Source organism: Pseudomonas sp. JUb52 (assembly GCF_004341115.1).
In the GTDB taxonomy this organism is placed as follows: domain Bacteria; phylum Pseudomonadota; class Gammaproteobacteria; order Pseudomonadales; family Pseudomonadaceae; genus Chryseomonas; species Chryseomonas oryzihabitans.
This window is the reverse complement of sequence record NZ_SLYS01000019.1, coordinates 1-20957: the sequence shown is the minus strand read 5'-3', so window position 1 is coordinate 20957 and position 20957 is coordinate 1. Positions and strand designations below refer to the sequence as shown.

Below are 20957 nucleotides of genomic sequence, written 5' to 3'. Positions count from 1 at the left end.
GGCGAAGCCAGGGGAGTTCGCCGGGGTTTCGCGAGGCCGCTGCAGGCCCGCCTCGCCTCAAAAACGGCGAATTATAGCCGTTCAGACAGGCCACGGGTAATGGCCGCACGCCGGACCGGGGCTTAGCGCACGGCGATTCAGCCCCGGTACAGATGGCGGCGCTTCGCTCAAGCCGGCGGCAGGCGCTCGTCGAGCAACCGATGCAGGGCGCTGCCGGCCGGCCAGTTGCGCAGCAAGCGGGCACGGTCGCGGGCATAGGCACTGGCATAGGCACGGTCGCTGCCGTGGGCCTGCAGGGCGTCGAGGTCGATCACCAGCCAGCGGCCGGCGTACCAGATCAGGTTGGTGCCCTTGAAGTCGCCATGACCGAGGCGCTCGCGGCGCAGGGCCTCGACCAGCGCTAGCAGGGCGTCCAGCTCAGCCGCGGGCGGGGCGGAATCCACATAGGGGGCGAAGCGCTCCAGCAGATTGGGCCCGTCGACGAAGGGCGTCACCAGATAGGCGCGACCGCGCAGGCCGAGGAAGCGTCGTTCGCGCACGGCCAGGGGCTCAGGGGTGGGAATGCCAAGGAACAGCAGGCGATGGCCTTCGCGCCAGCTGTGCCAGGCCCGGCTCGGTCGCCAGAAGCGCGTCAGCCAGTGGCCGAAGCCCTTGATGTTGTATCTCTTGAGTACTAGGTCCTGGCCCTGCCATTGCAGCCGCGCCACGGTGGCGGCGCCACCGTCCTTGAAGGTCGGCAGGCCGGCCAGGGCGGCGTCGGGTTCGGCCAGCAGGCCTTCCAGACGACTCAGCCAGGTACGGCGCACGGCGATCAGGCCGAAGGCGCTGCGGGTGACGGCGAACAGGGTGCACTCCCGACCGCTCTTCTTGAGGTAGTCGGCCAGCCGCCAGCGGCGGATTTCGGCGGTGCGCGCCAGCAGGGCGTCGAGGCGCAGGGCGTGCTCGGCGTTGACCAGCAGGTAATGAATCAGCAGTTCTTCCAGCTGGGCATCCAGGGCAGCCGGCAACTGGGCGAAGAACACCGCCAGATTCTCCTGCACCCGCGCCTGGGACAGCGGCTGGCCGACCGTCTCGGCCTGGATATCCGCCGCGTCTATGACCAGGGCGGCGCCGTCCTTGACCAGCAGGTTGTCCAGGTGCAGATCGGCCTGCCAGAGGCCCTGGGCATGCAGCCGCGCCAGGGTGGCGAGGACGGCGCCGAGCAAGGCATCCTGCGCCGGCGACAGGGGCGGTTCGGTGGCGAGCGGCTGCCAGAGCTGCTCGACGCTGGGCGCCGCCTCGATGAAGTCGAACAGCAGCCAGGCGCCCTGCCCGCCTGCCTCGCCGCTGTCCAGCAGCGCGGGAGTCGGCGCCGCGGCGGCCGCCAGCAGGCGACAGCCCTCGCGCTCGCGGGCGAATTGCCGGCTCGCGCGCTCGCCGACCAGCAACTTGGCCAGCACCCGCCGGCCCTGCCAGCGGGCTTCGCCGACATAGCGCTGACCGGGCAGCACCCTGAGCAGCGACAGCAACTCCAGTTCGCCACCGGGCAGTTCGATGCGCAGCGGCAGGGCTGGTGCACGACCGGCCCTAGCCAGTTGCTCCAGGGTCATGCCTTGCGCTCCTTGTGGCGGCGACGCCCGGCCAGACGCTGGCTCCAGTCCCGCACGGCGGCGCTGTCCAGCGGCTGGTCCAGATAGCTCGCCAGCAGGCGGGCTATGTCCGATTCACTCCATTGCGGCGCGCGGCGCAGCAGGGGTTCGAGATCGCGCAGGCGATCGCGCCGGCCGAACAGCAGCGGCCGGGTCTTTTCCAGATCGATCAGCCGCGCGACCAGGCCTTCGCCCTGGCGCTGCAGGAACAGATGCTTGGGATAGAAGCAGCCGTGCACCTGGCCAGCGCCGTGCAGCTGCCGGGCCAGTTCGCCGACGGCGACCAGCACCGCCTGGCGCTCGTCCGGCGACAGGTGCGGCCAGACCCGCAGCCAGCTGTCCAGATCGCGCCAGTCATCCAGCGCCCGGGTCAGCAGGATGGCGCGCCAGCCCTGGTCGTCGCGGCGCTCGCCGTAGTAGGCCAGCTCCAGCGCCGGGATGCCGCGTTCGGCGTAGCGGCGGATGTTGCGACTCTCGCGGGCAAAGGTCGGCTCGCCCAGCGGGCGGGCCAGGGTCCGCGTCAGATAGTCGCGCTGGCGCTTGAGGTAGTAGCCATGACCGGCGACGTCCAGGCGAAACACCTGGCTGAAGCCGCCGCGCCCCTGGTTGGGTTCGTCCACCGCGGTCAGCTCCAGCGCCCACAGCGCCGCGAAGCTGTCCAGGCCCTGGCCGGCCAGCACGGCCCGATCCTCGGCCGCCCATACCTCGTTCATTCCCGCCCCTTGAAATAGTCCAGCACCTCGCGGATGCGCCCCTTGTCGTTATCGCTGAGGCGCGCGCGACCGCGGTATTGCAGATAGAACCTGAGGCGCTGGGTGCGCGACAGCTGGTACTTGGCGACCTTGTCCAGGCAGGCCAGGTCCTTGACGATGCGCCAGCGCAGCCAGTGGCCGACCCAGAAGGCGCCGGCCGGGCAATCGATGAAATAGAGCACGCCCTGGCCATCCACCAGCAGGTTGCGCCACTTGAGATCGTTGTGGACGAAATGGTGGTCGTGCAGGGTGCGGGTGGCCGCGGCCAGTTGGCGGCTGACGTTGTCCACCCAGATCCGGTCGCGCAGCCGTGGATCCTCGCGCCGGGCCAGTTCGGCGAGATCCAGGGTGTCGGGAATCTCGCGGGTGATCATGGCGCCGCGGGTGAACCCGCGGGGCGAGCGTTCCATCCCCCAGGCCACCACCGGCGCGGTGGCGATGCCCCACTTGGCGAAGCGCTTGAGATTCTGCCATTCGGCCTTGACCCGCGGCCGCCCGACATAGCGCCGCAGCCCCTTGCCGGCGCCGTGGTAGCGCTTGACGTAGTAGCGGATGCCGTCGCGCTCGATGCGCACCACTTCCGACAGCGGATCGCTGGTCAGGCGTTCGCCGGTCAGGGCGAACACCGCGTCCAGCGTCGCGAATTCGGGCAGGTGGGCAACGCTTGAGTCGATGCGCCAGTCAGCCATCAGAGCCGGTCCCCGTAGCGTTCCTTGCGCTCCAGCAAGGCGGCGGCCTTGCGTTCCAGCCGCGCCAGCAGCGGCGCCTCGTCACGCAGGATTTCGCGCAGCGGGCGCTGGAAGTAGCCGCGCAGGAAGCGCAGGAAGTCGCGCCGCGTCAGGCCGATGCCCAGGGCGGAGAAGTACAGTCCGGCTAGATCCTTGTCGCGCCAGCGCCGGGGTACCTGGGCGCGGCACTGGGCGCGGTGCAGGTCGATCAGCCAGAGCCGCAGATTGGCCACGGTGACCGGCTGGGCGGTGTCGAGCAGGAAATGGCAGATGTAGCAGTCGCGATGGTTGACGCCGGCCCGGTGCATGGCGCCGGTCATGCGCGCCACCTCGGCGATCAGCGCCCGCTTGAGCGCCGGCTCGGGCGGCTGGCGGACCCAGTCGAGGCTGAAGTCTTCGAGACTGACGGTGGGCGCCAGCTCCTCGGTGATGATGAAGGAGTGCTGGGTCGCCGGATTGGCGCCGCGCTCGCCAAAGGCCACGGCGGTCATGGTCGGCACGCCGACCTGATGCAGCCGCTCGATGGCCTGCCATTCCTGGCGCGCGCCCAGCACCGGCTGCTTGGCCTGCAACAGATTCTTGGCGATCTCGCCCCAGCCGATGCCGCGGTGGATCTTGACGAAGTAGCCGCGCTCGGCCACCTCGGTGCGCAGGGTGCGCCGGCCGTCCAGTTCGCGATAGACCTGACCCTGCAGGGCCTCCACGGCAACGAAGGGATCCTGGCCGGCCCAGAGGCTGGCGAAGGGCTCACGCAACTCGAGAGTCATGCCACCCCCAGGATGACATCGGCGGCGCGCTCGGGCAGCGAATAGAGATCGGCGCTGTCGGCGAAGGCCAGGCCATTGCGACCCTGCACCGCGCGACGCTCGGGATCGGCCAGCAGCTCGGCGAGCATCCGGTCCAGGGTCTCCTGGGCGAAGGGCGACGGTACCACCGCGCCGGCGCGGGCCTCGTCGATGTAGTGGGCATAGCCGCAGACGTCGGTGACCAGCACCGGCAGCCCGGCGACCAGCGCCTCCAGCAGCACGGTACCGGTGTTCTCGTTATAGGCCGGGTGGATCAGCAGATCGGCACCGAGCAGGAAGCGCGGGATGTCGCTGCGCCCCTTGAGGATCTGAACGCGATCGCTCACGCCCAGGGCCTTGGCCTGCAGCAGGAAGGGCTTGGGATCGTCCTGGCCGATGGCGAACAGCCGGGTGCGCTTGCGCAACTCCCTGGGCAGGGATGCCAGGGCGCGCAGACTACGATCAAGGCCCTTGGTCTTGAAGCCGGAACCGATCTGCACCAGCAGCAGCTCGCCCTCCTCCAGGCCGAATTCGCGGCGGAAGTCGGCGCGGATCTCGGCGGCATTGGCCGGCGCACGGCGGTCGGCGGCGATACCCGGCGGCAAGAGGTGGAAGCGCGGCGCCGGCGTGCCGTAGTGCTTGACGAACAGCGGCTGCTGCACCTCGGAGATCATCAGGATCGCGGTGGAGGACTCGGGCGCGAACACCGCCCGCTCGTATTCGGCGAAGTGGCGATAGCGCCCCCACTGGCGATACAGCGGATTGCGCAGGGTCTGGGCCTTGTCCTCGAAACAGGGGTCGGCGGCGTAGTAGACGTCCAGCCCCGGCATCTTGTTGAAGCCGATCACCCGGTCCACCGGATCGCGGGCCAGATCGGCCTGCAGCCAGGCGTGGAATTTCTCGTTGCGCCGGTGATTGAACAGGGCGCTGACCCTGGCCACCCGCACATCGAAGCCCTCCGGCACCGGCCCCTCCCAGATCAGGGTGTAGACGCGAATGGCATGGCCGCGGCGCTGGCACTCCTGGGCGATGCGCAGGAAGTCCCGCTGCAGGCCGCCAAAGGGAAAGTACTTGTAGAGCACGAAAGCCAGGGTCATGCGGGGAGGTCTTCCAACAGCAGGGTTTCCAGTTCCAGTTCGACCCGCTCCGGGGTCAGGGCGGCGAGACTCGCGGCGGGCTGATCGCGCGGCTCGTCGGTGCCATCCAGGCCCACCGCGCTCAGGTGCACCTGGGAGCGGCCATAGGCGCCGACCTTCTTCGGACTGGTCGGGCCATAGAGCGAGACGGTGGGCACGTCCAGGGCGGCGGCCAGGTGGCCGAGACCGGTATCCACCGCCACGCAGGCCCGGGCGCCGGCCAACACCTTGGCCACCCCGGCGAGATTCAGGCGCGGCAGCACCTGGACGCCATCCAGGCCGTCGGCGATGCGTTCGGCCCGGGCGTGCTCCGCCTCGTTGCCCCACAGCAGCCGCACCGGCCAGTCCAGCCGGCTCATGCGTTCGGCCAGTTCGCGCCAGTGGGCCTCGGGCCAGTGCTTGCTGACCCAGGTGGTGCCGTGCAGGAACACCACATAGGGCGTCTCGTTGGGACCGGCCAGGCGTTGCCGATCCAGGCCGTAGTCGCCCACGCCGGCCGGCAGCGGATAGTCCAGCGCCTGGGCGAACAGCTGGCGGATCCGCTCCAGGGCATGCTGCCCCTTGGCCACGTGATAGCGTTCGTCATAGAAGCGGCTGGCCAGGGGCTCGCGCGCGGAATTGCGATCGAGACCGGCCACCGGCGCCTCGGCATAGCGGGTCAGCCAGGCACTCTTGAGCAGGCCCTGGGCATCGATCACCCGGTCATAGCGCTGCTCGCGCACCCGACTCTTGAATTCGCCCCACTCGCCACTGGCCCAGGCGGAAAAGGGCTGCTTGCGCCAGCGCCGCAGGGCCACCGGGATCACCTGGCTCACGGCCGGGTGCCAGGCGGGGATCTCGGCGAAGCCCTCCTCCACCACCCAGTCGAAGCAGATGCCGGGGATGGCCCGCGCCGCATCGGTCAGCGCCGGCAGGGTATGGATGACATCGCCGAGGGACGAGGTCTTGACCAGCAGCACGCGCATCTAGCTCACCTCGACCGGATCGGCGACCAGACGGTCGAGGGCGTCCTGCACCAGGCTCGGCTGCAAGAGGCGCAGGCAGTCGTAGTGACCGAAGCGACAGGTGCGGTCGAAGCAGGGACTGCACTCCAGCCCCAGGCGCACCACCTCGACCTGACTGGCCAGCGGCGGCGTAAAGCCCGGCGAGGTGGAGCCATAGACCGCCACCAGCGGGCGATCCAGGGCGGCGGCCACGTGCATCAGCCCGGAATCGTTGCTGATCACGGCGCTCGCACAGGAGAGCAGATCGATGGCCTCGGCCAGGGAGGTGCGCCCGGCGAGGTTGCAGACATCTTCTTCGAAGCCTGGGGTGACCCATTCGCGGATCTCTTCACCGCCCGGGGCATCCTTCTGCGAGCCGAACAGCCAGACCTGCCAGCCCTGGCGCAGCCGGGCATCGGCCACGGCGGCATAGTGCTCGGCCGGCCAGCGCTTGGCCTCGCCGAACTCGGCGCCCGGACAGAGCGCCAGCACCGGCCGGTCCAGACTCAGGCCGAAGCGTTCCAGAGCGGCGTCGCGGCTGGCCGGATCGATGGCCAGGCGCGGCTCGGGATAGGGTTTGGGCAACTCGGCACCGGGCGCATGGGCCAGCGCCATGAAGCGCTCGATCATCAGCGGATAGCGGGCCTTGTCCAGGGTGCGGATGTCGTTGAGCAGGCCGAATCTCATCTCGCCGCGCCAGCCGGTGCGCTTGGGGATGCCGGCGAAATAGGGCACCAGCGCCGACTTCAGCGAGTTGGGCAGGAGGATCGCCTGGTCATAGCGACCGCGCAGCTGCTGGCCGATGCGCCGGCGGGTGGCCAGCTCGAAGGCGCCGTGGCCGAGGGGAAAGCTCAGGGCTTCGCGCACCTCGGGCATGCGCTCGAGCAGCGGGCGACTCCACTCGGGAGCGAGTACGTCGATCTGGCAGTCGGGGTGCTGGCGCTTGAGGCAGACGAAGAGGGTCTGCGCCATCACCATGTCGCCGACCCAACTGGGTCCGATGATCAGAATATTCATGCTGGAAGGCGATCGGCACCTAACAGGTGGCCGACTCCCACTCCCTCAGGCTCGGCCTGATCGAAAGCTCGCGCACGGACATCGACATCTTGCCTCTCCTTACTGATGACGGCCTAAAAGGTGGCCGGATTGCCGGACGGCGTGTCCAGCCCCAGGCCGTGCCAGATACGGCGTACTTCGTCGCGCTCGGCGAGAAAGCCGTCGGCCGGCACCTTGCCCGGCTGCTTCTGCAGCACCAGGCGGTGCAGCGCGGCGCGGTAGGCCTTGTAGGCTTCGCGCAGGGCAATGGCGTCCGTGGCCGGTACCAGACCAGCCGCTTCGAGAGATTCCAGGATGCGGATGTTGTCGGGAAAACGCAGCAATTCGGGATGCTGCCACGACCAGGCCAGAACGGCATATTGGACCATAAATTCGATATCGACGATACCGCCGGCATCCTGCTTGAGGTCGAACAGCTGCTCCGGCTGGCGTGCGTTCGGCCCCAGTCCGCCGGCGGTCAGCGCGGTGCCGAGGTTGTCGAGCATCTTGTCGCGCATGCCGGCCACGTCGGCCTGCAGGGTCGCCAGCTCACGTTGCCGACCGAGGATACGCGCCCGCACCGCGTCGAAGCGCTCGCCAAGCCGCGGGCAACCCGCCACCACCCGCGCGCGCACCAGGGCCTGGTGTTCCCAGGTCCAGGCCTCGCTCTGCTGGTAACGCTCGAAGGCCTCCAGCGAACTCACCAGCAGCCCCGCCGCGCCGGACGGCCGCAGGCGCATGTCCACCTCGTAGAGGGTGCCCACCGGGGTGGTGGTGGTGAGCAGATGGATGATCCGCTGACCGAGGCGATTGAAGAACTGGGCGCCATCCATGGGCTTGGCGCCATCGGTCTCGGCCAGGGGATCGGCGTCGTGGATGAACACCAGATCGAGATCCGAGCCGTGGCCGAGTTCGATGCCCCCGACCTTGCCATAGCCGACGATGACGAAATCCGGCTGGCAGGGCGAGCCGTCGCGCCGCTGCGGCGTGCCATGGCGCTGCACCAGCTGGCGCCAGGCCAGGCCGAACACCTCTTCGAGGATCACCTCGGCCAGCCAGGTGAGATAGTCGCTGACCTTCATCAGCGGCAGGCTGCCGGCGATCTCCGCCGCCGCCACCCGCAGGCTGTGGGCGCGCTTGAAGTGGCGCAGCACGTCCATCTGCTGCTCCAGGTCCTCTTCGGGCAGGCGCATCAGGCGCTCGCGCAATTCGGCGGCCAGTTCCGGCTTCTGCGGCGGATGATAGAGCCGCCCTTCGTTGAGCAATTCGTCGAGCAGCGCCGGATAGCGGGCGATCTGCTCGGCCACCCAGGCACTGGCGCCGCAGAGCTCCAGCAGCCGCGCCAGGGCCGGCGGATTCTCGCTGAGCAGGACCAAATAGGCCGAGCGGCGCGCCACCGCCTCCACCAGCGGCAGCACCCGCTCCAGCGCCCGATCGGGTTGCTCGTCGGCGCTGACCGCATCCAGCAGTCGCGGCATGAAGGCATCCAGGCGTTCGCGACCGGCGCGCTGCATGGCGCGCACCTGGCCGCTGGCGCGCAGGCTGGCCAGCAATTCCAGCGCCTGCTCCGGCGCCTGGAAGCCCGCCTCGCGCAGTCGCGCCAGGGACTCCTCGGGGTCGAGCAGGTCGTCCCACAGCGGCAGCCAGCTGTCTTCCAGTTCGGCGCTCTGGGTCTCCTCCTCGGGATCGGCGATGGTCTGCTGGAAGTGCCAGTCGATGCGGCTGCGCCAGCCGTCGAGCGCCGCGCTGAATTCATCCCAGTCGGCATGGCCCATGAGGAAAGCCACCCGCGCCCGGCCCTGGGGATCCACCGGCAGGGTCTGGGTCTGCTGGTCGGCGATGGCCTGCAGCCCATGCTCCACATAGCGCAGGAAGCAATAGCCCTCGCGCAACTCGGCTTCGGCCGCGGCCGGCAGATAGTCGCGCTCGCGCAGACTGGTCAGCACCCTGAGCAGCGGGCGCTGCTGCAGCGCCGGATCGCGTCCGCCGTGGATCAGCTGGTAGGCCTGGGCGATGAATTCCACTTCGCGGATGCCGCCCGCGCCCAGCTTGACGTTGTCGGTCATGCCGCGCCGGCGCACCTCCTGGCGGATCAGCTGCTTCATGCTGCGCAGGGCTTCGATGGCGGAGAAATCCAGATAGCGCCGATAGACGAAGGGCCGTAGCAGGGTCAGCAGCTCGGCGCCGCTGGCCTGGTCGCCACCGACCACCCGCGCCTTGATCATGGCGTAGCGTTCCCAGTCGCGGCCCTGGTCCTGGTAGTAGAGCTCCATGGCGGCAAAGCTCAGCACCAGGGCACCGGCGCTGCCATAGGGCCGCAGGCGCATGTCGACGCGAAAGACGAAGCCGTCCACGGTGACGGCGTCCAGCGCCTTGATCAGGCGCTGCCCGAGGCGGGTGAAGAATTCCTGGTTGTCCTGCTCGCGTCGCGCGCCGCGGGTCTCCCCGGCCTCGCCATAGGCGAAGATCAGGTCGATATCGGACGACAGGTTCAACTCGCCCGCGCCCAGCTTGCCCATGCCCAGCACCACCAGCTGCTGCGGCTGGCCGCTGTGGCGCCCGGTCGGCACGCCGAACTGGCTGCACTGCTGGGCGTACAGCCAGGCGCAGGCCTGTTCGATGCAGGCATCGGCCAGGTCGCTGAGGTCGCGACAGGTCTCCACTAGATCGGCGCGCCGGGTCAGGTCGCGCCAGACGATGCGCACCTGCTGCAACATGCGGAAGCGCCGCAGCCGCCGCCCCAGCTCGGCTTCGTCCGGGCAGTCGGCCAGGGCGTCGCGCAGGCGCTGTGCCATGGCCCCCGGCGCCAGCGACAGCGCAAGGTCACCGCTGTCGACCAGCGCCAGGCAAGGCTCGGGCAGGCGGCAGAATTGCTCGACGACGAAGTCGCTGAGGGCAGCCACCCGTCGCCAGTCGGCGCGTTGCGCCGCGGACCAGTTCGCCTGGCGGGCCGCCGCCGCGGGCAGCGTGGCCAGGGCATCGGCCAGACGCCGGTCGGCGAGCTCGGCACATGCGACGAGAGTCGGAGGCAGATCGGGACGAAGGAGGGGTATCATGGGCAGTCCTGCGCAGGGACGGTCGAATCCCGCTACCCTGCCGCGAACCCCCTACCAGGGACATTCCGACGGACCACCTGGTCCGAGCGGGAACCGTTTTCACGTCCGCGGTTCGGAGTTCGCGAGCCCTCGAGCAGCGCGTTCGACAAACGTCGAATTGTTTTTTATCGCATTACAGCTCGGAGCTGAAACGGATTTGAATTTGTAGTAAAACTACACGCCGATCGGAACCGTCCGGTCATAAATCCAAGAATTTTCGCTGCCCCCAAGAGGCCGGCGGCGACCCTGAGGCGACCGATTTTGGAAGCCTTTCCGCCCTGGAGCAAGCCATGCAAGATCTCGATCCCGTCGAAACCCAGGAATGGCTGGACGCCCTGGAGTCCGTCCTCGACCACGAAGGCGAGGAGCGCGTTCATTATCTGATGACCCGCATGGGCGAACTGGCTACCCGCAGTGGTACCCAGCTGCCCTACTCCATCAATACCCCCTATCGCAACACCATTCCAGTGACCAAGGAAGCCCATATGCCGGGCGACCTGTTCATGGAGCGGCGCATCCGCTCGCTGGTTCGCTGGAACGCCCTGGCGATGGTCATGCGCGCCAACCTCAAGGATCCGGATCTGGGTGGCCACATCTCCACCTTCGCCTCCAGCGCCACCCTCTATGACATCGGCTTCAACTATTTCTGGAAGGCGCCCAACGAAGAGCACGGCGGCGACCTGATCTACTATCAGGGCCATGCCTCCCCCGGCGTCTACGCCCGTGCCTTCCTGGAAGGCCGCCTCTCCGAAGACCAGATGAACAACTTCCGCCAGGAAGTGGACGGCAAGGGCCTGTCGAGCTACCCGCACCCGCACCTGATGCCTGACTTCTGGCAGTTCCCGACCGTGTCCATGGGTCTGGGTCCGATCACCGCCATCTACCAGGCCCGCTTCATGAAGTACCTGGAGAACCGCGGCTACATCCCCGCCGGCAAGCAGAAGGTCTGGTGCTTCATCGGCGACGGCGAGTGCGACGAGCCGGAAACCCTGGGCGCCATCTCCCTGGCCGGTCGCGAGAACCTCGACAACCTGATCTTCGTCATCAACTGCAACCTGCAGCGCCTCGACGGCCCGGTCCGCGGCAACGGCAAGATCGTCCAAGAACTGGAAGGCATCTTCCGCGGCGCCGACTGGAACGTCACCAAGGTCCTCTGGGGCCGCATGTGGGATCCGCTGTTCGCCCGCGACACCGAAGGCCGCATGCAGCAGCGCATGGACGCCGTGGTCGATGGTGAATACCAGAACTACAAGGCGAAAGACGGTGCCTATGTGCGCAAGCACTTCTTCGGCGCCAATCCCGAGCTGCTGAAGATGGTCGAGGACCTGTCCGACGACGAGATCTGGAAGCTCAACCGTGGCGGTCACGACCCCTACAAGGTCTATGCGGCCTACCACCAGGCGGTCAACCACAAGGGCCAGCCCACCGTTATCCTGGCCAAGACCATCAAGGGCTACGGCACCGGTGCGGGCGAAGCCAAGAACACCGCGCACAACACCAAGAAGGTCGATGTGGAGTCGCTGAAGAAATTCCGCGATCGCTTCGACATCCCGCTGAACGACTCCCAGCTCAGCGAGCTGCCCTTCTATCGTCCGGCCGACGACAGCGCCGAGATGAAGTACCTGATGAGTCGTCGCGAATCCCTGGGCGGTCACCTGCCCCAGCGTCGCGCCCGCAGCATCAGCATCCCCACGCCGCCGCTGGACACCCTGAAGGCGGTACTGGACGGCTCCGGCGATCGCGAGATCTCCACCACCATGGCCTTTGGCCGCATCCTGTCGCAACTGGTCAAGGACAAGGACCTGGGCAAGCGCATCGTGCCCATCCTCGCCGACGAGGCCCGTACCTTCGGCATGGAAGGCATGTTCCGCCAGCTGGGCATCTACTCGCCCCACGGCCAGCTCTATGAGCCGGTCGACCGCGACCAGGTGATGTACTACCGCGAGGAGAAGGACGGCCAGATCCTCCAGGAAGGCCTCAACGAGGCCGGCGCCATGTCCTCCTTCATTGCCGCCGGTACCGCCTACAGCAACTACAACCAGCCCATGCTGCCGGTCTACATCTTCTATTCGATGTTTGGCTTCCAGCGCATCGGCGACCTGGCCTGGGCGGCGGGCGATGCCCAGACCCGCGGCTTCCTGCTGGGCGGCACCTCCGGCCGTACCACCCTGAACGGTGAAGGCCTGCAGCACGAGGACGGTCACAGCCACATCCTGGCCGGCACCATCCCCAACTGCCGCAGCTACGATCCCACCTATGCCTACGAGCTGGCGGTGATCATGCGCGAAGGCATCCATCAGATGATGGAACTGCAGCAGAGCGTCTTCTACTACATCACCGTGATGAACGAGAACTACCAGCAGCCGGCCATGCCCGCAGGTGTCGAGGACGGCATCATCAAGGGCATGTACCTGCTGGAAGAAGAAAAGGGCGACTTCAAGCACCGCGTCCAGCTGCTGGGCTCAGGCACCATCCTCAACGAGGTCCGCGCTGCGGCCGGCCTGCTGCGCGAAATGGGCGTCGGCGCCGACATCTGGAGCGTCACCAGCTTCAACGAACTGCGCCGTGAAGGCCTGGCCGTGGATCGCTGGAACCGCCTGCACCCGCTGGAAGAGCGCCGCCTGACCTATGTCGAGCAGTGCCTGGGCGAGCGCCAGGGTCCGGTCATCGCCTCCACCGACTACATGAAGCTGTTCGCCGACCAGATCCGCCAGTGGGTCCCCACCGAATTCCAGGTGCTGGGTACCGACGGCTTCGGTCGCAGCGACAGCCGCAAGAAGCTGCGTGATCACTTCGAGGTCGACCGCCGCTGGGTCGCCGTCGCCGCTCTGCAGGCGCTGGCCAACCAAGGCAAGCTGGAACGCAAGGTCGTGGCCGATGCCATCACCAAGTTCGGCATCGACACCGAGAAGCGCAATCCCCTGGATTGCTGATGCGGCACACGGATAAGAGGAAACAACTGTGAGCGAGACCATCCGCGTACCCGACATCGGCAGTGGCGACGGCGAAGTCATCGAGCTGCTGGTAAAGGTCGGCGATACCGTCGAGGCCGAACAGAGCCTGGTGGTGCTGGAGTCCGACAAGGCCAGCATGGAGATCCCGGCCCCCAAGGCCGGCAAGATCGCCGCCCTGCACATCAAGGTCGGCGACACCCTCAAGACCGGTGATCTGCTGATCGACCTGGAAGGCGAGGACGCCGCCACCGGCAGCGAACCCGCCGCCGAACCCAAGGCCGAGTCCAAGCAGACCCAGGTCGAGGAAAGCGAAACCCCGACGCCGGCCGGTGACGAGGACGCTTCGGCGTCCGCCGGCGAAGGCGAAGCCCAGGAGATCCATGTCCCCGACATCGGCTCCAGCGGCAAGGCCAGCATCATCGAGGTGGCGGTCAAGCCCGGCGACACCATCGCCGCCGAGCAGACGCTGATCACCCTGGAATCCGACAAGGCCAGCATGGAAATCCCCTCCCCCGCCGCCGGCGTGGTGGAGAGCGTTTCCGTCAAGGTCGGCGACGAAGTGGGCACCGGCGATCTGATCCTGGTGCTCAAGGGCGCCGCCAATGCCAAGCCGAGCAAGAGCGTCGAATCCAAGGCCGGCGACCAGCCCGCCAAGGAAGCCGCCGCGCCCGAGCTGCACGAGGAAGCCGCCGCCGAGCCGGCCGGTGAATCGGTCGAGGAGATCAAGGTCCCCGACATCGGCTCCACCGGTAGTGCCAACGTCATCGAGGTGCTGGTCAAGGCCGGTGACCAGGTCAAGGCCGAGCAGTCGCTGATCGTGCTGGAGTCCGACAAGGCCAGCATGGAAATCCCGGCGCCCAAGGCGGGCGTGGTGGAAAGCGTTGCCATCAAGGTCAACGACCAGGCCAAGACCGGCGATCTGATCCTGACCCTGAAGGTGGCCGGTGCCGCGCCCAAGCAGGCGGCCAAGCCGGCTGCCGGCAACACCGCCAGCGCGCCGGCTGCCGAGAAGAAGGCCGAGGCGCCGGCCAAGGCCGCCGCTCCCGCCAGCGCCCCTGCCGCCGGCAAGGGCAAGAAGGTCCATGCCGGCCCGGCCGTGCGCATGGTCGCCCGCGAGTTCGGTGTCGATCTGGGCGAGGTCACCCCGACCGGTCCCAAGGGTCGCATCCTCAAGGAAGACGTCCAGGCCTACGTCAAGGATCAGCTGCAGAAGAGCAAGGCGGCTCCGGCCGCGGCTGCAGGCGCCACCGGTGGTGCCGGCATCCCGCCGATCCCCACCGTGGACTTCAGCAAGTTCGGCGAGATCGAAGAGGTGCCAATGACGCGCCTCATGCAGGTCGGTGCCAACAACCTGCATCGCAGCTGGCTGAACGTGCCCCACGTGACCCAGTTCGACCAGTCCGACGTGACCGATCTGGAGGCCTTCCGGGTCGGCCAGAAAGCCGTGGCGGAAAAGGCCGGCGTCAAGCTGACCATCCTGCCGTTCCTGCTCAAGGCCTGCGCCCATGTGCTCAAGGAACTGCCGGACTTCAACGCCTCCCTGGCCCCCAGCGGCAAGGCGGTGATCCGCAAGAAGTACGTGCACATCGGCTTCGCCGTGGACACCCCGGACGGCCTGCTGGTCCCGGTCATCCGCAACGTCGACCAGAAGAGCCTGCTGCAACTCGCCGCCGAAGCCGCCCAGCTGGCGGAAAAGGCGCGGACCAAGAAGCTCAGCGGCGACGACATGCAGGGCGCCTGCTTCACCATCTCCAGCCTGGGTCACATCGGCGGCACCGGCTTCACGCCGATCGTCAATGCCCCGGAAGTGGCGATTCTCGGCGTGTCCAAGGCCAGCATGCAGCCGGTCTGGGACGGCAAGGCCTTCCAGCCGCGCCTGATGCTGCCGCTGTCACTGTCCTACGATCACCGCGTGATCAACGGGGCGGCCGCCGCGCGCTTCACCAAGCGCCTGGGCGATCTGCTGGCGGAAATCCGCGGCCTGCTGCTGTAAGCCGCCACAGGACGGTAACGGCTTCCCGCTACCGTCTTCTGGTGTAGCGCAAGAACCCCGCTCAGGCGGGGTTTTTGCTGCCAGATCAACCGAAAGATCCAGGAAAAAGGTAGGATGAGCGCCCCGAGCGCCGCCCCTTGCATGGGCCGGCCTCTATCGGGCACCCTTGACAGCCATTCCCAGCGTGCTGGCGAGACGGAAAGGAAAAAGGATTAATGATTTGTCTGTCCTTTCCGATAAACCTAGGACATCTTTCCGTCTTCACAAGGACGCGGACCCTCGCATGAGTATTCACTCCGATGCTGCCGATGCCGCGGTAGCCGATCAGGCGGGCGCGCTCAGCGCTCCTGCCCGATTGGGCTTGCTGCGTTTCGAGCGTCTGAATGAAGCCTCCTGGGCGATGCTCTATCTCGATTCCCGCTGCGAAGCCAGCCTAGGCCTGCCCGCCCAGGCGCTGTGCTCGCTCATCGATGCCCCCTATGCCAGCCTGATGGAGCCCAGCGTCCGTCATCGGCTGCACGAAGACATCCAGCTGCAACTGGCCGAACACGGCAGCTATCAGGTGCGCTACCTGTTCCACTCCCCCACGGCGCCCTGCCAGGTCGTCGAGGTCGGCGAGAGTCTGCAGCGCCATGGTCGCCCGCTGCTGCGCGGCTATCTGCTGCGGGTGATGAACGACGATGCCCTGGCCGGCGAATGGGAAGCCCATAACGTGGCCCTGCGCTCGACCCTGGCGCTCCTGCAGGACAGCCAGGACCACAGCCAGCAACGCCTGGCGATGGCCCAGGCGCGGCAGACCCTGCTGCTCGAACTGTCCCGCCTGGCCCTGCGCCAGGCACCGGTGGACGACGAACTAGTGCAGTTGCTGCGCGCCCAGGGCCCGGCCGCCTTTGCCGTGGACGAACTCAGCCTGTGGCGCTACGAGGGCAATGGCCTCGTCACCCTGTGCAAGGAAGAACGCCTGCCGACCCTGTGCAGCGACCACCGGCGCCGGTTGCGCGAGCAGGGCGTGATCGAAGACGCCAGCCAGGTGCTGCACCCGTCCCACAGCGGCGGCGGAACGGCGCTGGACGTGGCCCTGCTGCACGACGGTCAACTGACCGGCCTGCTCTGCCTGCGACGGGACCGAGCGGCCACCTGGGAAGCCGAGGACGTCACCTTCGCTCGCAGCCTGGCGGAATGCCTGGCTGCCCTGCTCCAGCAACCGGAGCGCCCGCCCAAGCTCGCCCATCCCCTGACCCGGGTGATGGAAGCCAGCAACGATGCCTTCCTGCTGCTGGATGCCAGCGGTTGCCTGGAGCACGCCACCGACAGCTTCGCGCGGATCACCGGCTATCCCATCGGCAAGCTGCAGGGGCTGCACGTCGAATCCCTGCCCGCCCTGGAAAACTGGGGCGAGCTGCTCTACGAAGCCTGGCAGCGGCTGGCGCACCAGGACAGCTGGCAAGGTGAACTGCGCTGCTATCGCCGTGATGGCGAGAGCTACTGGGGCCAGCTGTCGCTGTCCAAGATCCAGCAGCCCAATGGCGACCTGCAGGGCTATCTGGGCATCTTCCAGGACACCAGCAAGACCCGCTTCGCCCAACAGCACAACGACGAACTGGTGTTTCGCGACAGCCTCACCGGGCTGGCCAATCGCAGCCACTTCATCGCCCGCCTGGAAGCCCGCCTGGAGCAGTCCAATCCGAGTCGCGAACACTCGCTGCTGCTGGTGGACGTCGACAACTTCAAGAGGGTCAACGACAGCCTGGGGCATCGGATCGGCGACCAGCTGCTGGTGGGTCTGGCCCGGCGCCTGCGCAGCGCCCTGGGCAAGGGCGCGCTGATCGCCCGCATCGCCAGCAACGAATTCGCCGTGCTGCTCGAAGGCATGGACGCGGTCGCCGCCGACAGCCTGGCCCGCGACACCCTGGTGGCCCTGGATCCGCCACTCTATGTGGAAGGCCACCCGACCCTGATCAGCTGCTCGATCGGTTTGACCACCGCGCGACCGCACGAGACCGATCCGCAGACCCTGATCAAGCACGCCGGCCTTGCCCTGCACCGGGCCAAGGCCACCGGCGGCCATCAGGTCCAGGTGTTCACCGAGGCGCTGATCGCCGAGGCCAGCAACAAGCTGTTCGTGCAGAACAACCTGCGCCGGGCCCTGGAGCAGAACGAACTGCTGGTGCACTACCAGCCCAAGGTCTGCCTGAAACGCGCCAAGCTGCTGGGCCTGGAGGCCCTGATCCGCTGGCAGCACCCGGAAAAGGGCATGATCCGCCCGGACCAGTTCATCAGCATCGCCGAGGAAACCGGGCTCATCGTGCCCATCGGCAAATGGATTATCCGCGAGGTCTGCCGCCAGTTGCACCGCCTCGACGCCGCCGGCTTCGACGATCTGCAGATCGCCATCAATCTGTCGCCCAAGCAGTTCACCGATCCCGACCTGGTGCAGTCGTTCGTCACCATCCTCGACGAGGAGGGTATCGCGCCCAAGCGTCTGGAGCTGGAACTGACCGAAAGCCTGTTGCTGGATGCCACCGACGCCACCCGCAACACCCTCGAAGCCCTCAAGCGCCTGGGCATGAGCCTGGCGATGGACGACTTCGGCACCGGTTATTCGTCGCTCAGCTACTTGAAAAAATTCCCCATCGACGTCATCAAGATCGACAGGAGTTTCATCAAGGACATCCCGGACAACCAGGACGACATGGAAATCACCTCCGCGGTGATCGCCATGGCCCACAACCTGCGGCTGCAGGTGGTTGCCGAGGGCATCGAGACGACCGAACAGCTGGCTTTCCTGCGCCACCATCGTTGCGATATCGGCCAGGGCTATCTGTTCGACAAGCCCATCCCGGCCGACCAGCTCGACGCCGCCCTGGCGCGTTACCTGCCGACGCGCTGACCCGCCGCGCGGACTGACCCCGCTGCCGCGATTTTGCGTACACTGAGCCTTTCGCCTGGCCCTTTCCCACGAGGTATCCCATGGTCCTGCGTTCCGAAATCCTGACCAAGAAGACCCACCTGCCCGCCGCCGAGCAGGCGCTGCCCGGCCGCGAGACGGCCATGGCCGTGCCCGCCGCCCACTATGTCAACGGCAATCCGTTGCAAGGCCCCTTCCCCGCCGGCCTGCAGAGTCTGGTGGTGGGCATGGGCTGCTTCTGGGGCGTCGAGCGGCGCTTCTGGCAACAACCCGGTGTCTGGACCACCGCGGCCGGCTATGCCGGCGGCCATACCCCCAACCCCACCTACGAAGAGGTCTGCTCCGGCCTGACCGGTCATACCGAGGTGGTGCTGGTGGTGTTCGATCCGGCCCAGACCTCGCTGGAGGCGTTGCTGAAGATCTTCTGGGAAGCCCACGATCCGACCCAGGGCATGCGCCAGGGCAACGACGTCGGCACCCAGTATCGCTCGGCCCTGTATTACGCCGACGACAGCCAGCGGGAAGCCTTCGAAGCCAGCCAGGCAGCCTTCCAGGCGCAGCTGGCCGAAGCCGGCTATGGCGAGATCACCACCGAGATCGCCCCGCTGCCGCCCTTCTACTACGCCGAGGCCTATCACCAGCAGTACCTGGCGAAGAATCCCAACGGCTACTGCGGCCTGGCCGGCACCGGTGTCTGCCTGCCGCCCAGCCTCGCGGTCTGATCCCGAACCGCTGCGGCGGCTTTCTCTGTTGGGCTGCGGCGGTAGCGCCGCCTCAACCCAACCTGCGCCAGGCTCTTCCCGTAGGTGGGGTTGAGCCCAGCGAAGCCCAACGGGCCCGGCCTCGCTATTCTGCGATCAGCCAGTCCAGTCGCCAGCTGCCTTCACCCTGGGCCAGGTGCTCGGCCAGCCAGGGCAGCAACTCGCGCAATTCTTCTTCAAGCCCCCACGGCGGATTGACGATGGCCAGTCCCGAGCCATTGAGCCGGGTGGGATCGTCCGCCGCGCGGATCAGCAATTCGACGTTGAGCAACTTGGGCGCGCCGCTGGCCTGCAGCCCGGCATGGAAGCGCCTCAACTGACGGCGATCCTTGATCGGATACCAGAGCATGATCACCGTCTGACGCATGCGGCCGACGGCCTCCGCGATCGCCTTGACGCAGCGCTCCAGCTCGTCGGTCTTCTCGAAGGGCGGATCGATCAGCAGCAGGGCCCGGCGCTCCGGCACCGGCAGCAGCGCCCGCGGCAGCAGCCAGCCATCCTTCTGATGCACCGCCACCCGGCGATCTCCGGCCATGTTTTCCTTGAGCAGGCGACCGTCCTCGGGGTGCAGCTCATTGAGCAGTAGCCGATCCTGGGGGCGCAGCGCCTGGCGCATCAATTCGGGCGAACCCGGGTAGTAGCGCAGCCCGCCATCGGGATTGAGCGCCGCCACCGCTTCGCGATAGCCGGCAAAGGCCGCCGGCGCGGATTCCAGCGCCCACAGGCGTCCGATGCCTTCGCGCCATTCGTCGGTACGGCTGGCCTGGTCGCCGGCCAGGTCATAGCGACCCACGCCGGAATGGCTGTCCAGATAGACGAAGGGCGTCTCCTTGCGCGCCAGCAGCGCGGCCAGGCGCAACAGGGTGGCGTGCTTGAAAACATCGGCGTGGTTGCCGGCGTGGAAGGCGTGTCGGTAATTCATGGGATACTCCAGCGTCAGCCCTACAGTGTACCGCCTTCCTCGGGCACCCGCGGCGTCGCGCTTTGACACCCCGGCCACCCAGCGGGTTAAATCCCCTGGTTCTTCAATTCCTTACCCCAGGAGTCACGCTTGGACGCTGTCACCATCAACAGCTTGTTCTTGATCGGTGCGGTGCTGATCGGCCTGTCGATTCTGGTCAGCTCGATTTCCTCGCGGGTCGGCATCCCGATCCTGGTGATCTTCCTGGTGGTCGGCATGTTCGCCGGCGTCGACGGCCCCGGTCACATCGCCTTCGACAACTATCCGATGGCCTATCTGGTAGGCAACCTGGCACTGGCGGTGATCCTGCTCGACGGCGGCATGCGCACCCGGGTGTCGAGTTTCCGCGTGGCGCTCTGGCCGGCGCTGTCACTGGCCACCGTGGGGGTGATGATCACCACCGGCCTGACCGGCGTCGCCGCCGCCTGGCTGTTCGATCTCAGCCTGCTGCAGGGCCTGCTGATCGGTGCCATCGTCGGCTCGACCGACGCCGCGGCGGTGTTTTCCCTGCTCGGTGGTCGCGGCCTCAACGAGCGGGTCACGGCGTCCCTGGAAATCGAATCCGGCAGCAACGACCCTATGGCGGTCTTTCTCACCGTCACCCTGATCGAGATGCTCGCCAGCGGCGAGAGCGGTTTCAGCTGGAGTCTGCTCGGCCATTTCGTCAGCGAATTCGCCATTGGCGGGGTGATCGGCCTGGGCGGCGGCTGGCTGCTGCTGCAGCTGATCAACCGCATCCACCTCGCCGACGGCCTCTATCCGCTGCTGGCCATCAGTGGCGGCCTGCTGGTCTTCGCCCTGACCAACACCGTGCATGGCAGCGGCATCCTTGCCGTTTATCTCGCCGGCCTGCTGATGGGCAACCGGCCGATTCGCAGCCGCCACGGCATGCTGCACATGCTCGACGGCATGGCCTGGCTCGCCCAGATCGGCATGTTCCTGGTGCTGGGCCTGCTGGTGGAGCCGCACAACCTGCTGCCCATCGCCCTGCCCGCCCTGGGTCTGGCGCTGTGGATGATCCTGGTCGCCCGCCCGCTGTCGGTGGCCATCGGCCTCCTGCCCTTCCGCGCCTTCCATGACCGGGAAAAGGCCTTTATCGCCTGGGTCGGGCTGCGCGGCGCGGTCCCCATCATTCTGGCGGTATGATCTTGCCCAGTCCCAGTGGACACCCCCGTTAAGCGATAAACTGCAACGAGGTGAATCATGGCAAGACAAGCAACCCCAATGAAACAGACCCG

The 20957-nt window shown here is 67.3% G+C and carries 13 protein-coding genes and 1 pseudogene; 5 read left to right on the top strand and 9 right to left on the bottom strand.

Annotation, left to right across the window (positions count from 1 at the left end; translation table 11 throughout):
* Nucleotides 1-167: 167 nt before the first annotated feature.
* The 8 genes from EC839_RS22365 to glnE all read right to left on the bottom strand — a co-directional run bounded on the left by EC839_RS22365 (nucleotide 168) and on the right by glnE (nucleotide 10103).
* Nucleotides 168-1589, bottom strand: a complete 1422-nt coding sequence (locus EC839_RS22365; RefSeq protein WP_007161956.1) for a lipopolysaccharide kinase InaA family protein — start codon at nucleotides 1587-1589, stop codon at nucleotides 168-170.
* Nucleotides 1586-2341: a lipopolysaccharide kinase InaA family protein gene (locus tag EC839_RS22360; protein ID WP_007161955.1), complete on the bottom strand. Its 756-nt coding sequence runs from the start codon at nucleotides 2339-2341 to the stop codon at nucleotides 1586-1588. Before EC839_RS22360 ends, EC839_RS22365 begins: the two co-directional genes overlap by 4 nt.
* Entirely contained in the window at nucleotides 2338-3069 is a 732-nt protein-coding gene (locus EC839_RS22355) for a lipopolysaccharide kinase InaA family protein (protein WP_007161954.1), read from the bottom strand. Before EC839_RS22355 ends, EC839_RS22360 begins: the two co-directional genes overlap by 4 nt.
* The gene (gene rfaP, locus EC839_RS22350; protein ID WP_007161953.1) at nucleotides 3069-3875 is read right to left on the bottom strand and encodes a lipopolysaccharide core heptose(I) kinase RfaP; all 807 of its coding nucleotides are present in this window, start codon (nucleotides 3873-3875) and stop codon (nucleotides 3069-3071) included. The genes EC839_RS22355 and rfaP overlap by 1 nt, the downstream gene beginning before the upstream one ends.
* Complete coding sequence (locus tag EC839_RS22345; protein WP_007161952.1) at nucleotides 3872-4990, bottom strand: glycosyltransferase family 4 protein; 1119 nt, start codon at nucleotides 4988-4990, stop codon at nucleotides 3872-3874. Before EC839_RS22345 ends, rfaP begins: the two co-directional genes overlap by 4 nt.
* On the bottom strand, nucleotides 4987-5994 hold the full coding sequence (gene waaC / locus EC839_RS22340; RefSeq protein ID WP_007161951.1) for a lipopolysaccharide heptosyltransferase I: 1008 nt from the start codon (nucleotides 5992-5994) through the stop codon (nucleotides 4987-4989). Before waaC ends, EC839_RS22345 begins: the two co-directional genes overlap by 4 nt.
* A complete protein-coding gene (gene waaF, locus EC839_RS22335) occupies nucleotides 5995-7029 on the bottom strand; it encodes a lipopolysaccharide heptosyltransferase II (RefSeq protein WP_007161950.1) in 1035 nt (344 codons plus the stop codon).
* A gap of 113 nt (nucleotides 7030-7142) precedes the next feature.
* Nucleotides 7143-10103 carry a bifunctional [glutamate--ammonia ligase]-adenylyl-L-tyrosine phosphorylase/[glutamate--ammonia-ligase] adenylyltransferase gene (glnE, locus tag EC839_RS22330; protein ID WP_132833162.1) on the bottom strand — a complete coding sequence of 987 codons (2961 nt, stop codon included), beginning with the start codon at nucleotides 10101-10103 and terminating at the stop codon, nucleotides 7143-7145.
* A gap of 329 nt (nucleotides 10104-10432) precedes the next feature.
* Between glnE and aceE the strand changes: the two genes are divergently transcribed.
* From aceE to msrA, 4 genes are all read left to right on the top strand, one after another.
* Nucleotides 10433-13075, top strand: a complete 2643-nt coding sequence (gene aceE / locus EC839_RS22325) for a pyruvate dehydrogenase (acetyl-transferring), homodimeric type (RefSeq protein WP_007161948.1) — start codon at nucleotides 10433-10435, stop codon at nucleotides 13073-13075.
* 28 nt (nucleotides 13076-13103) lie between these two features.
* Complete coding sequence (gene aceF / locus EC839_RS22320) at nucleotides 13104-15089, top strand: dihydrolipoyllysine-residue acetyltransferase (protein WP_007161947.1); 1986 nt, start codon at nucleotides 13104-13106, stop codon at nucleotides 15087-15089.
* 283 nt (nucleotides 15090-15372) lie between these two features.
* Nucleotides 15373-17979: a bifunctional diguanylate cyclase/phosphodiesterase gene (locus EC839_RS22315; protein ID WP_007161946.1), complete on the top strand. Its 2607-nt coding sequence runs from the start codon at nucleotides 15373-15375 to the stop codon at nucleotides 17977-17979.
* 80 nt (nucleotides 17980-18059) lie between these two features.
* Entirely contained in the window at nucleotides 18060-18719 is a 660-nt protein-coding gene (gene msrA, locus EC839_RS22310) for a peptide-methionine (S)-S-oxide reductase MsrA (protein ID WP_007161945.1), read from the top strand.
* Nucleotides 18720-18843: 124 nt separating this feature from the next.
* Here the strand turns inward: msrA and EC839_RS22305 are convergent, their stop codons facing one another.
* On the bottom strand, nucleotides 18844-19680 hold the full coding sequence (locus EC839_RS22305) for a 23S rRNA (adenine(2030)-N(6))-methyltransferase RlmJ (protein WP_007161944.1): 837 nt from the start codon (nucleotides 19678-19680) through the stop codon (nucleotides 18844-18846).
* Between the two features lie 129 nt (nucleotides 19681-19809).
* Here EC839_RS22305 and EC839_RS22300 point away from each other — a divergent pair.
* A pseudogene (locus tag EC839_RS22300) lies at nucleotides 19810-20862 on the top strand (potassium/proton antiporter); the annotation flags it as partial.
* Nucleotides 20863-20957: the final 95 nt, after the last annotated feature.